The sequence below is a fragment of the Streptomyces sp. SID5643 genome, from assembly GCF_009872555.1.
Taxonomy (GTDB): domain Bacteria; phylum Actinomycetota; class Actinomycetes; order Streptomycetales; family Streptomycetaceae; genus Streptomyces; species Streptomyces iakyrus.
Genome location: NZ_WWIC01000061.1, coordinates 72,766 through 84,957 on the forward strand (window position 1 = coordinate 72,766; position 12,192 = coordinate 84,957).

At 71.3% G+C, this 12,192-nt stretch carries 11 protein-coding genes; 3 read left to right on the forward strand and 8 right to left on the reverse strand.

Annotation, left to right across the window (positions count from 1 at the left end; all coding sequences use genetic code 11):
- Positions 1–2: 2 nt before the first annotated feature.
- Positions 3–320, reverse strand: a complete 318-nt coding sequence (locus GTY56_RS07680; RefSeq protein ID WP_161363797.1) for a hypothetical protein — start codon at positions 318–320, stop codon at positions 3–5.
- 199 nt (positions 321–519) lie between these two features.
- On the opposite strand from GTY56_RS07680, the gene GTY56_RS07685 reads away from it, so the two are divergent.
- Positions 520–1,470 (forward strand): zinc metalloprotease, encoded by a 951-nt coding sequence (locus GTY56_RS07685; protein ID WP_161363799.1) that lies wholly within the window; start codon positions 520–522, stop codon positions 1,468–1,470.
- A gap of 383 nt (positions 1,471–1,853) precedes the next feature.
- On the opposite strand, the gene GTY56_RS07690 is transcribed toward GTY56_RS07685, so the two are convergent.
- The 3 genes from GTY56_RS07690 to GTY56_RS07700 are packed head-to-tail and all read right to left on the reverse strand — an operon-like array spanning position 1,854 to position 4,917.
- Positions 1,854–3,134 carry an ABC transporter substrate-binding protein gene (locus tag GTY56_RS07690; protein ID WP_161363801.1) on the reverse strand — a complete coding sequence of 427 codons (1,281 nt, stop codon included), beginning with the start codon at positions 3,132–3,134 and terminating at the stop codon, positions 1,854–1,856.
- Positions 3,134–3,967, reverse strand: a complete 834-nt coding sequence (locus GTY56_RS07695; RefSeq protein ID WP_161363803.1) for an ABC transporter permease subunit — start codon at positions 3,965–3,967, stop codon at positions 3,134–3,136. Before GTY56_RS07695 ends, GTY56_RS07690 begins: the two co-directional genes overlap by 1 nt.
- On the reverse strand, positions 3,964–4,917 hold the full coding sequence (locus tag GTY56_RS07700; protein ID WP_524540084.1) for a carbohydrate ABC transporter permease: 954 nt from the start codon (positions 4,915–4,917) through the stop codon (positions 3,964–3,966). Before GTY56_RS07700 ends, GTY56_RS07695 begins: the two co-directional genes overlap by 4 nt.
- Before the next feature lie 159 nt (positions 4,918–5,076).
- Between GTY56_RS07700 and GTY56_RS07705 the strand changes: the two genes are divergently transcribed.
- On the forward strand, positions 5,077–5,943 hold the full coding sequence (locus tag GTY56_RS07705) for a phosphotransferase enzyme family protein (protein ID WP_161363806.1): 867 nt from the start codon (positions 5,077–5,079) through the stop codon (positions 5,941–5,943).
- 30 nt (positions 5,944–5,973) lie between these two features.
- On the opposite strand, the gene GTY56_RS07710 is transcribed toward GTY56_RS07705, so the two are convergent.
- The 4 genes from GTY56_RS07710 to GTY56_RS07725 all read right to left on the reverse strand — a co-directional run bounded on the left by GTY56_RS07710 (position 5,974) and on the right by GTY56_RS07725 (position 10,389).
- Positions 5,974–6,696 (reverse strand): 3'-5' exonuclease, encoded by a 723-nt coding sequence (locus tag GTY56_RS07710; RefSeq protein ID WP_161363808.1) that lies wholly within the window; start codon positions 6,694–6,696, stop codon positions 5,974–5,976.
- Positions 6,697–6,827: 131 nt separating this feature from the next.
- Positions 6,828–8,069: a DUF5919 domain-containing protein gene (locus GTY56_RS07715; protein WP_161363810.1), complete on the reverse strand. Its 1,242-nt coding sequence runs from the start codon at positions 8,067–8,069 to the stop codon at positions 6,828–6,830.
- Between the two features lie 102 nt (positions 8,070–8,171).
- Entirely contained in the window at positions 8,172–9,491 is a 1,320-nt protein-coding gene (locus tag GTY56_RS07720; protein WP_161363812.1) for a copper amine oxidase, read from the reverse strand.
- Between the two features lie 58 nt (positions 9,492–9,549).
- Positions 9,550–10,389, reverse strand: a complete 840-nt coding sequence (locus GTY56_RS07725; protein ID WP_161363814.1) for a Tat pathway signal sequence domain protein — start codon at positions 10,387–10,389, stop codon at positions 9,550–9,552.
- 181 nt (positions 10,390–10,570) lie between these two features.
- Here GTY56_RS07725 and glgX point away from each other — a divergent pair.
- Positions 10,571–12,192, forward strand: a 1,622-nt coding sequence (gene glgX, locus GTY56_RS07730) for a glycogen debranching protein GlgX (protein ID WP_161363815.1), incomplete at its 3' end; no start/stop codon positions are given.

The window sequence follows — 12,192 nt, forward strand, 5'->3', positions numbered from 1 at the left end:
CGTCAGGTCAGGCGCCGCACCTGGAGGACGTCCGCGTCGCAGCGCACGATCTCCAGCGCCCGGTCCGGGCGGTCGCCCCCGAAGGTGAGCTCGATACGGCGGTCCGCTACGAGCCGCCAGCGCCCGGGCACGGTGCCGGGGGCGTCACCGCGTCCCAGCGGGTGGTCGACGAAGGTGCCGTCAGGTGCGAACTCCATGCCGCGGCGCCCGCGCGCGGGCGGGAAGGGGAAGTCGTCGGGCCGGTAGACCCGCACGTCGTCGTCATCCTCCTCGTAGGAGTGGAGCCACGAACGGAACAGGTCCGACGGGGGCTCTCCCATGACCCGGCCACCTCACTCACCCAAGCCGTCCACATTGCCGCTCTTACACCGAAGTGACTAGAATTATCAGTGTATGGGTTCGCAGGGAACGGGCAACCGAACGCTCCGCCCGGCGTCGCCCGGCCCTCGCGGCGCGTGAGACACGCGCAGTTCCGCAGCCGCGTGCGCGGCACACCCCAGCTCCCCCGAGGGGCAAGCCATGTCCGATGCGCAGGCATTCCTTCGCGCCACCTCGCCCGACTACAGCCGCTGGTGCGGCGCCATGGAGGTGCACCGCAGACTCCTCACCCTGAACCCGGAGTACGCCGAGAACCGGGCCCTGATCGAGAACACCGCCTTCGCCTACGAGTCGATGGACCAGGTCACCGCCCGCCAGGGCCTCATCGACATCCCCGTCGTGGTGCACGTCGTGCACAACACGCCCGAGCAGAACGTGAGCGATGCCCAGATCCACAGTCAGATCGACGTGCTGAACCGGGACTTCCGTGCGACGAACCCGGACGTGAGCAAGGTCCCGGCGGTCTGGCAGGAGCTGGTCGCCGACTCCCGGTTGCAGTTCCACCTCGCCCGGACCGACCCGCTGGGCCGCCCCACGGACGGCATCACGCGGACCCAGACCACGAACACGGGCTGGGACACCGACGACCTGGTCAAGTTCAGCCTGAGCGGTGGTCAGGACGCCTGGCCGGCGGACATCTACCTGAACCTCTGGGTCTGTCAGCTGCGCCGCGGGCTGCTGGGCTACGCCCAGTTCCCGGGCGGCGCAGCCTCCACGGACGGCGTGGTCGTCACGCACACCGCCCTCGGGACCACCGGCACCGCGACGGCGCCCTTCGACGGCGGCCGCACGGCCGTGCACGAGATCGGGCACTGGCTGAACCTGCGGCACATCTGGGGCGACGACGACGAGGGGTGCAGCGGCAGCGACTTCGTCGCGGACACCCCCAACCAGGCCGGCGCGAACGCCGGTTCGCCGACCTTCCCCCATGTGACGTGCGGCAACGGGCCCGACGGCGACATGTTCATGAACTACATGGACTACACCGACGACGCCGCGATGTTCATGTTCACCAAGGGGCAGTCGGCGCGCATGGACGCCACGCTCGACAACGCCCGCCTGACCCTCACCCGCCAGGCCGTCGCGGTGTGACGACGGCCCGATGCGGCGCGGCGGCTTCAGGGCCTGTGTACGGCCAGTTCGGCCTCGATGAGGTCGGCTGCCCGCCCGGTGCCGCCCTCCGCGGCGGGTCTGCGCCTGGAGTTCCTTCAGCCGGCGGGCCACCTCGGGCTCGCCGGTCAGGGCGAGGGCGGCCGCATGCGGGGGCTAGCCGGTCGCCTCCTCCGTGGGGTGGGCCCACGAGGCCAGAACCTCATGCAGACGCAGCCACCGTGCCGGGGCCACCCAGCCCACCAGCCCCCACCCGGGTCAGCCCACCCCGCTGCGGCAGGCGCCGAGAAGGCCTGCCGGGGCGGACGCGCGGCCAGGAAGTCCCCCTCGACGACACGTGGGCCGGTAACGGGTTTCCGCCGGGGTCAGCGCTGGTAGCGGGCGAGCACCAGGTTGCCGTCCTCCTCCAGCCGTTCGCGCAGTTCGTCGAGGCCGATGGCTCCGCTGTAGTACTCCTGGAAGGCGGGGGTCGCCACCTTGTCCTTCCACTCCGGGTAGCCCCGGACCGTCTGCGCCGGGGCCGGGCGCAGGTGGGCGGCGAGGGCGGTGCCGGTGGCCCAGCCGTGCCGGGTGGTGCGCAGGGCGGGGTCCTCCAGCGCCTGCGTGCCGGTGGGCAGCATCCAGTCGCCGAGGGCGAGGCGGACCATGTTCCGCGGCCGCAGCAGGAAGCCGAGGAACTCCGCGGCCTCCTTCTTGTGGGGGCAGTCCTCGGCGATGGAGAGGGTCTGGGGGCTGACGCCCTGGGTGAGCCCGTCGGTGCCCGCCGGGGCGGGCAGCACCTGCCAGTCGAAGCCCCTGGGGGCCTGCTGGGCGATCTGCTGCCGGTAGGAGAAGCCGAGCGGGACCATCGCGTACCGGCCGCCGAAGAAGCCGGGCAGCGTGTCGGAGCCGCCGCTGCCCAGGGTGGTGGGCGAGGCGCTGCCGTCGGTGTTCGCCTGGTCGTGGATGGTGCGCGGCACGGTCCGGTCGGCCGCTTCGAACCGGACCGTCACCTTGCCGTCCGGCCCGCGGTGGAAGAGCCGGCCGCCCGCCGACAGGGAGAGGTTGAGCGTGGCGGAGACGGGTTCCTTCAGCGGCCAGGCGACACCGTACTTCCCCCCTGTGCTGAGGCGTTCGGTGATCCGGCGGAACTCGGTCCAGCTCCACGGCTTGTCCGGCGTCGGGATCCGCACGCCGGACTTCCTGAGCCAGGTGGCGTTGGCGATCAGCACGCGCGGTTCCTGGAGGAACGGCACGCCGTAGACGCCGTCCCCGAAGGTCGTGGTCTCCCAACTGCGCTGCGGGATGTCCGATGTCAGCCTCGCGGGCAACAGGCCCTTGAGGTCGGCGAGGTAGCCGCCGTAGGCGAAGTCCGCGAGGTCGTCTGAGGCGTCGTGGATGATGTCGGGGGCCTCGCCGCCCTCGAAGGCGGTGAGGAGCTGGTCGTGGACGCTGTCCCAGCTGCCCTGGACGTACTCGACCCGAATGTCCGGGTGGGCGGCGTTCCACTCCGCAACCAGTTGCCGGTTGGCCTCGACGGACTCCTCCTGCCAGGCCAGGGACTGGAAGCGCAGGGTGATCCGGCCGTCGTCGTGGGTGCCGCCCGAGGAGCAGCCGGCGAGCAGCAGCATCAGGGCCAGGACCAGGGCCGGCAGGCGTGCGCGCATCAGCTCTTCACCGCCCCGGTGAGCATGCCGCCCGTGATCCGCCGCTGGATGACGGCGAAGACGACCAGGGAAGGCAGGGTCGCGAGGAACGCGGCCGCCGCGAGCGGGCCGAGGTCAGCGACGCCCTCGGCGCCGATGAAGTGGGTGAGCACCACGGGAAGGGTCTGTTTCTCCGGTGTCTTGAGGAGCACGAGTGCGAAGAAGAACTCGTTCCACGCGGTGACGAACGCGAAGAGCCCGGTGGCCACGATGCCGGGCGCGAGCAGCGGCGCGGTCACCGAGACCAGGGTCCGCACCCGGCCCGCCCCGTCGACCGCCGCGGCCTCCTCCAGTTCGGTCGGCACGGCCCGTACGTACCCGGCGAGCATCCACAGCGCGAAGGGCAGCGCCCACACCACGTACACCAGCACCAGACCCGGCACGGAGTTGATCAGCCGGAGGTTCTTCAGCACCAGGAACAGCGGGATGATCAGCAGCACGAACGGGAACGCCTGGCTGACCACCACCCAGCCCCCCACGGCCTTGGCGAGCCGGGTGCGGCGCCGGGCGACGACGTAGGCCATCGGCGTCGCGATCAGCACGGCGATGACGGCGGCTCCGAGCGCGGCGATCAGGGAGTTGAGAGCGGCGTGCAGCAGCGGCTGTTCGTCGAAGGCCTGCCGGAAGTTGCCGAGGGTGGGGTCCTCGGGGATCCACGTCGGGTGCAGGCTGCCCAGCTCGCGCGGCGGCTTGAACGCGGTGGAGAGCAGCCAGAGGAACGGGAAGGCGAGGAAGACGAGGTAGGCAAGCAGGGCGGTGTACTGGCCGATGCGCGCCGGGCGGCTGGTCCTCACGCGTCGTCACCTCCCCTGAGGCGGCCGGCGAGGAACACGGCCAGCGCGACCGAGATCACGGCCACCATCACGCAGCCCATCGCCGCCGCGTAGCCGAACTGCCCGTAGCGGAAGGCTTCTTCGTAGGCGAAGAGCATGGGCAGCCTCGTCCGGCCGCCCGGGCCGCCGTTGGTCAGGACGTAGACCAGGGCGAAGGAGTTGAAGTTCCAGATGAGGTTGAGCGCGGTGATGGCGAGGGCGATGGGCCTGAGGGCGGGCCAGGTGACCGTGCGGAACCGGCGCCAGGCGCCCGCGCCGTCGACCGCCGCCGCCTCGTGCAGTTCGCGCGGGGTGTTCTGGAGACCGGCGAGCAGGGCGACCGTCGTCTGCGGCATGCCCGCCCAGACGCCGACGACGATCACGGCGGGCAGCGCGGTCGCCAGTCCGCTGAGCCAGTCCCGGCCGCTGCCCAGGCCGATGCCCCGCAGGGTCTCGTTGAGGATGCCCGCGTCCGGGTTGTAGACGAGCCGCCACATGATGCCGACGACGACCTCGGGCATCGCCCAGGGGATGATCGCGAGGGCGCGGGCCAGCCAGCGCAGCCGCAGGTCCTGGTTGAGCAGCAGGGCGAGGCCCAGCGCGAGGAGGAACTGCGGCACGGTGACGCCGACCGCCCACACCAGCCCGACCCGGAACGACTCCCAGAACAGCGTGTCGTGCAGCAGGTCCCGGAAGTTGAGGGCGCCGATCCACCGGGTGGGCTCGGTGCGGCCCGACTGGGCGTCGGTGAAGGCCAGCAGGACGCCGTACAGCAGCGGCCCGACGCTGAGGACGAGGATCGGGATCAGAGCGGGCAGCACCAGGAACCAGGCGCCGTGGTCGACGGCCTTCCGGGGACGCTCCGGGCCGGGTCCGCGGCCGGCTCGCCGCGCCGGTGGCGAAGGGGGCGACGCCTCGGTCACCGATGTCACGGAATCAGCCCCTTTGCACGCTCGGCCGGCCTGGTCATGCTCGTGAAGGCCGTGTGCCTCGTCAAGGCACCGCGTACGCCGCCCGACCTGTGCCGATGCGACACTGGCCGGTGACTGGCCGGAACCCGACGGTCGAGGCGTGGACGACGGAGGCGGACGATGGACGAGGCGCGGGCGCGGGAGGTACTGGCGGCGGCAGGGGTGCTGCCGCCCGGTGCGGCCGGGGAGGCGCGGCTGCTCGCCCTGGGCGAGAACGCGGTGTTCGCCGCCGGTGACCTGGTCGTCAAGGTCGGCCGCGATGCCGAGCTCCTGGACCGGGCGCGCCGGGAACTGGACATCGCGGTGTGGCTCGCCGGGGCGGGCGTGCCGGCGGTGCGGGCCGCCGAGCCGGAGGCGCTGCTCGCCGACGGACATCCGGTGACGGTGTGGCATCGGCTGCCGGATGCCGTACGGCCCGCGCAGCCGCGGGATTTGGCCGAACTGCTACGGGTCGTGCATGCCACGCCTCTCCCTCCCTTCGACCTTCCGGCCCGTGACCTGCTGGGCGGTGTGGAGCGGTGGCTGCGGCTCGCGGGGGACGCGGTCGATCCCGCGGACGCCGCGTTTCTGCGCGAGCGGCGGGACGGGTTCGCCGCCCGGGCCGCCGCGCTCACGCCGCATCTGCCGCCCGGGCCGATCCACGGGGACGCGCTGCCGCGCAATGTGCATGTCGGGCCCGACGGTCCGGTGCTGGTGGACCTGGAGACGGTGTCCGCGGATCTGCGCGAGCACGATCTCGTGGTGATGGCGCTGTCCCACGACCGCTACGGGCTCGGGGACGAGGCCTATACCTCGTTCACGCGGGCCTACGGCTGGGACGTGCGCGAGTGGGAGGGCTGCGGTGTGCTGCGCGGGGCCCGGGAGACGGCCAGTTGCGCGTGGGTCGCCCAGCATGCGCCGGGCAACCCCAGGGCGCTGGCCGAGTTCGAGCGGCGGGTGCGGTCGCTGCGGGACGGGGACGAGACGGTGCGGTGGTATCCCTTCTGATCGGGCCGTCCGACGCTGCCTGAAGCCCTCTCAGACGGGCTCGTCCGCCGGCTCCCGCACGGGCCATGTCCCGTCGACGGAGGCGGTCGGGTCGCCCTTGCCGCGCAGGAATGCCTGGAAGTCCGCCGCCCACTGCGCGTACCACTCGATCTGGCGGTGGTGCAGGGCCGCCGGGCCGAGCATGGCGATCTTGGGGTGGCGGTCGGCTATCGCCCCGGCCAGGCGGGCCGCCGCCAGGGCGTCGGCCATGGCGTCGTGCGCCGCGTCGAGGACGACGCCGTACTCGGCGCAGACCGCTTCGAGGTTGCGTTTGCCTCGGCGGTAGCGGTCGACCCAGCGGTCGATGGTGTACGGGTCGATGACCGGCGCCGGGTCCACGCCGCCCAGGCGGTCGCGCAGGGACGGCAGGCCGTGCCGCCGCAGCTCCGCGGAGAGCAGGGTGAGGTCGAAGGCCGCGTTGTAGGCGACGACCGGCACGCCCGTCTTCCAGTAGGAGGTGAGGACGTCGGCCAGGGCGTCCGCCACCTGGTCGGCTGGTCTGCCCTCGGCCGCCGCGCGCTCGTTGCTGATGCCGTGCACGGCCACCGCGTCCTCGGGGATCGGCACCCCCGGGTCGGCCAGCCACTCCCGGCGCCCGATCGGCTCTCCGCCCCTGACCTCGATCACGGCTCCCGTGACGATGCGCGCCTCGCGCGGATCGGTGCCCGTCGTCTCCAGGTCGAAGCCGACGAGCAGCTCCCGGTGCCAGCCCATGGGCGGTCCCCCTTCTTGCGGTGCGTTCCCCCAGTGGTCCCCACCTTCGCACGCACCACTGACAATCAGAGGACCGCGTTCCGGTTACCCGCGGCGGCGGGCCCGGGAACCACCGTGCAGCACGGCACAGTTCAGGACACCGGTCGTGAATCCGCCCACATCACCTCGAACTCCTCGCGGTAGGTGGGAAAGAGGCCGCTTTCGTCCGCCTCGCCCGGCTTCACCACCTTGCTGCCGTTGCGCAACACGAACACGGGTGCCTCCATGCCCCGGGTGCGGCGCAGATAGCTCTGCACCACCGCGATGCCGTCCGCGCCGTCGCCGTCCACGAGGTACGCCGTGAAGCGGGGCGTCTCGTCGAAGACCTGGATCTCGAAGGCCCCCGGGTCGCGCAGCCGGGCGCGCACCCGGCGCATGTGCAGGATGTTCATCTCGACGGCCCGGCTGAGTTCGCCGCGCTTGATGCCGAGCTCCCGCTCACGGCGTTTGACCGCGCTGGAGGCCGGGTTGAGGAACAGCAGTCTGACCCGGCAGCCGGACTCGGCCAGCCGCACCAGCCGCCGGCCGGAGAAGTTCTGCACGAGCAGGTTGAGGCCGATGCCGATGGCGTCGAGACGGCGGGCACCGCCGAAGATGTCCTCGGCCGGGAACTGCCGCATCAGCCGCACCCGGTCCGGGTGGACGGCGACCACGTCGGCGTAACGGTCGCCGACCAGGTCCTCGACCGCGTCGACGGGCAGCCGGCGCGCCGACGGCACGTCCCCGCCCGCGCCGAGCATCTCCAGCAGCCGCGCCGAGGCCCGCTCCGCCTGGCTCAGCACGGCCTCGGACAGGGCCCGGTTGCGGGAGACTACGTTGCGGGTCACCTCCAGCTCGTCCAGGGCGAGTTCGACGTCCCGGCGGTCGTCGAAGTACGGCTCGAAGCAGGGCCAGTGCTGCACCATCAGCTCGCGCAGCTGCGGCAGGGTGAGGAAGGAGAGCACGTTGTCGTCGGCCGGGTCGAGCAGATAGCCCTTGCGGCGGCTGACCTCGCGGACGGCCACCGCGCGCTGCACCCACTCCTGGCCGGCCGGTCCGGCGGCCGCCACCACCCAGTCCTCGCCGTGGACGGGTTCGTAGACGGGCCGCAGCACGGCGGCGACCACGGCGCGCAACCGCTGTTCGACGAGGTTGAGCCAGATGTAGGCCCGGCCGACCCGCTGGGCGCGGGTACGCACCTCACGCCAGGCGTCGGCGTCCCAGTCCAGTTCCGGGCCGATCGAGCCCGTCGCGTCCATCGGCCGCGCCAGGGACACGGCACCGGTCGGGACGTCTGTGGAGTTCCCCTCGTGACCCTCGTCACCAGGGGGCAGCTCCAGCCCTCCCGAGCCCACCCGCGCACCGCCTTCCGCTCCCCCGAGCACTCCCCTTGTCAACGATCAAGGAAGGGTACTCCGGGAGCGGTCGGCGGTGCAGCCGGATGGGCAGGGTCGTTCTCAACGACGGGGCCGCCACTGGCCGTTCTGCCAGGCGAGCTCGGCCGGAGTGAGCGGGTTCATGGCGGTCACGTCGCGCGGGGCGATGGAGAAGCCCTGCCAGTGGACGGGCATGGGCTGCTGGTCCTCGTCCCGGGCTATGTGGTGGAAGCCGATGTTCATCCAGACCACCGGGTGGGTCAGGGTCTGTCCGTTCACCCACTTGTCGACGGACTTCCCGGCTCCGGGGCCGCAGTTGCCCGGGTTGTGGCTGGCGAACAGTTCGCACTTGTTGTACTGCGTGACGTACAGGTCGCGCTTGGTGTAGCTGCGGCCGGGGTACTTGGTCGTGACCCCGGGGACGATCTCGTAGGAGCGCGCGTGTCCGTCCTTGTTCTTGCCGGTCGCGCTGACCATGCGCCACCAGCGGTAGGCCTTGCTGTCCCCGGCCATTTCCTTGGTCACCTTGGTGCGGGTGGTCTTGGTGGTGGGGGCGCGCCGGCCGCGGGTGGGCGCGCTGACGGTGGAGTCGTACTGCTCGACGCGGTTCTTCGTGGAGCCGTCCAGGGCGAAGTCGAGCCGCCAGAAGGCGTTGTGGCTGTGGCTGGTGGCCTTGGCGCTCGCGCCCTTGCCGATGGGCCAGCCGCGGCCGTCGCCGGCGTCGTAGTCCTCCCAGGACAGGCTGCCGGTGGCGCCGACGTTCATGGTGATCGCGCCGTCGTCCTGGAAGCGCCACTCGGTCATGTACTCGTACCAGCCGACCTGGTTGACCGTGTAGACGAGGAGGTCCTTGCCCTCGGCCTGGAAGACCTTGTTCGCGGTGTCGCCCTGCATGCGGTAGGCGTGGCCACGGGAGCGGGTGGTGGTGCACAGGCCCTTGACGTTCGGGTCCTCGTTCCAGGAGTCCGGGACCTTGACGGTCTTGATGGTGCCGCCGGGGCACTCGCCCGGTGCCAGGTTCATCAGGCCCTGGGCGAAGTCGAAGCCGGTGAGGTCGTCGTACTCGACCGAGCCGTCGTCGTAGGGGACGTGGATCTGGCCGAGGCGGGCGCTGTTGAGGACCCTGATCGGTTTGGGCTCGCCCTTGGGCTGGTACGAGATCTTCTCCAGCACGAGGCCGGCCTTGCCGTCGTAGCGCCAGCACATCCGCCAGGTGGTTCCGGAGGAGAGCTTCTGCTCGATGCGGTAGGCGGCGCTGCACTCGGCCGCCGCCGCGGCGGGGGCGGCCTTCGGCTGGGCGGTGGCCGGTCCCGCGCCGGCCGTGGCACCCGCGGCCAGCGCGGCCACGGTCAGGCCCGCGGCCGCCCGGGTACGGGCCTTGGTGTTGCTGTTCACGCGCATGACGAGATGACTCCCTGACGAGGAGGAGCGGGGTGGGCGGATGAGCGAAGAAGGTGGGTCAGCGGTCGAGCCGGGCGACCTTGCGGGCGCTCAGGTCGATCACCAGCTGCCGGGCGTCGACCCACGGGCCGTTCTTGATCTTCGGGAACAGCCGGACGCAGCGGTGCTCTCCGCACTGGTCGAGCACGGCGGGCTGGGCGCCCGGCGCGGCCCGGTAGACGGCTCCGCTGAGCTGGAGCTGGTCAGGGGAGGTGAGCGTCTTGCCGGTGGCGTCCTTGTAGTCGGCCTTCAGGCCGGAACCGAGCGGGTCGGCGATCAGGAGACCGGCCGCCTCGGCCTTCTCGGCGCGGCTCAGGGGCGGCTGGACGCCGCGCTGGGTGCCGGTCGCCACCACCTTGCCGGTGCCGAGATCGACGGTCCGGGTGACGAGGGTGTCGTCCCGGTAGTCGTAGAAGGTCACGTCGGCCCGGCGGGGCGCGTCCGGCCGGCCGGCTTCGTCGGCCTCGGGCTCGGCGAGGTCGACGCCGAGGGGCTGCGGACCGCGGTCCCCGTCCACGCTCTCACTGCTCCGGAACAGCTGCCGGCTGAGGGCGATCTTCTCGGCCCGCCGCAGTTCGTCGTCGGTCAGCGGATCGCGGCCCTCGCCCTGCTGCCCTTCGGCGGGCGCCGCCTCGACGACCCCCGGTGCCACGGCCCGGCCGCCCGCCGCCGCCTCACCGGCTCCGGCGGCCCCGGCAGCCCCGGCCGCCTGCGGGGCGGACCGCCCCGCCCGGGTCCCGCTGTCGTCCGCCCCCGCCGTGCCCGGCAGGGTCACCGCCACCATCACGGCGGTTCCGGCCACCGCGATGGTCGTACCGGCCACCATCTTGCCCAGGTGGCGGTGCACTATGTTGCGCACGTCTTCCCCCTACTCCCCCAACAGCCCCGGGAGTATGTGTTGGCCCCACTAGTTCGGCATACCGCGTATGCACTGGTCACTCGGTAAGAGGGAGATAAGTCATAGGAGGTTCCCTCACTTTCGGGGAGACTCGGGACCAAGGCGTCCCCACCGGCGCCGCACACCTGAAAGAGTCGTATCCATGCAGGTCTGGCCTGGCGAGGCGTATCCACTCGGTGCCACGTACGACGGCGCCGGTACCAACTTCGCGGTCTTCTCGGAGGCCGCGGACCGAGTAGAGCTGTGTCTGCTCCACGACGACGGCTCGGAGACGGCGATCGAGCTCCGGGAGAGCGATGCGTTCGTGCGGCACGCGTACGTGCCGGGCATCATGCCGGGGCAGCGGTACGGGTTCCGGGTGCACGGCCCGTACGCCCCGGAGCGCGGGTTGCGCTGCAACTCCGCGAAACTGCTGCTCGACCCGTACGCGCGTGCGATCAGCGGTTCGATCCGCTGGGGCGAGGAGGTCTACGGCTACCACTTCGACGACCCCGACCGGCGCAATGATCTGGACTCGGCGCCGCACACGATGACGTCGGTCGTGGTCAACCCCTACTTCGACTGGGGCGACGACCGGCGCCCGCGCACCGAGTACCACCACACGGTGATCTACGAGGCCCACGTCAAAGGCCTCACCATGCGCCATCCGGGGCTCCCGGAGGAGCTGCGCGGCACCTACGCGGCCCTCGCGCATCCGGCGATCATCGAGCACCTCACCGAGCTCGGGGTCACGGCCCTGGAGCTGATGCCCGTACACCAGTTCGTGAACGATCACCGCCTGGTCGACATGGGCCTCAACAACTACTGGGGCTACAACACGATCGGCTTCTTCGCCCCGCACAACGCCTACGCGTCCTGGGGCGACCGGGGCCAGCAGGTGCTGGAGTTCAAATCGGCGGTCAAGGCGCTGCACGAGGCCGGGATCGAGGTGATCCTCGACGTGGTCTACAACCACACCGCCGAGGGCAACCACCTGGGCCCGACGCTGTCCTTCAAGGGCCTGGACAACTCGCGCTACTACCGGCTCACGGACGACCCCCGCTACTACATGGACACGACAGGGACCGGGAACTCCCTGCTCATGCGCTCCCCGCACGTGCTCCAGCTGATCATGGACTCGCTGCGGTACTGGGTCACGGACATGCACGTCGACGGGTTCCGCTTCGACCTGGCGGCGACGCTGGCCCGGCAGTTCCACGAGGTGGACCGGCTGTCGTCGTTCTTCGACCTGGTACAGCAGGACCCGGTGGTCTCGCAGGTCAAGCTGATCGCTGAGCCGTGGGACGTCGGCGAGGGCGGCTACCAGGTGGGCAACTTCCCCCCGCTGTGGACGGAGTGGAACGGCAAGTACCGGGACACCGTGCGCGACCTGTGGCGGGGCGAGCAGCGCACCCTCGCGGAGTTCGCCTCGCGGCTGACCGGCTCGTCCGACCTGTACCAGGACGACGGGCGCCGCCCGCTGGCCTCGATCAACTTCGTGACCTGCCACGACGGCTTCACGCTGCACGACCTGGTGTCCTACAACGACAAGCACAACGAGGCCAACGGCGAGGACAACCGCGACGGCGAGAGCCACAACCGGTCCTGGAACTGCGGGGTCGAGGGCGAGACCGACGACCCCGACGTGCTGCGGCTGCGCGCCCGGCAGATGCGGAACTTCATCGCGACGCTGATGCTGTCCCAGGGCGTGCCCATGATCAGCCATGGTGACGAGTTCGCCCGCACCCAGCGCGGCAACAACAACGCCTACTGCCAGGACAACGA

What these genes read in the sequence shown, in the direction of transcription:
- GTY56_RS07690 (WP_161363801.1), bottom strand. Translation starts at nt 3,134, where the DNA reads ATGCGCGCACGCCTGCCGGCCCTGGTCCTGGCCCTGATGCTGCTGCTC.
- GTY56_RS07720 (WP_161363812.1), bottom strand. Translation starts at nt 9,491, where the DNA reads ATGCGCGTGAACAGCAACACCAAGGCCCGTACCCGGGCGGCCGCGGGC.
- GTY56_RS07705 (WP_161363806.1), top strand. Translation starts at nt 5,077, where the DNA reads ATGGACGAGGCGCGGGCGCGGGAGGTACTGGCGGCGGCAGGGGTGCTG.
- GTY56_RS07680 (WP_161363797.1), bottom strand. Translation starts at nt 320, where the DNA reads ATGGGAGAGCCCCCGTCGGACCTGTTCCGTTCGTGGCTCCACTCCTAC.
- GTY56_RS07710 (WP_161363808.1), bottom strand. Translation starts at nt 6,696, where the DNA reads ATGGGCTGGCACCGGGAGCTGCTCGTCGGCTTCGACCTGGAGACGACG.
- GTY56_RS07685 (WP_161363799.1), top strand. Translation starts at nt 520, where the DNA reads ATGTCCGATGCGCAGGCATTCCTTCGCGCCACCTCGCCCGACTACAGC.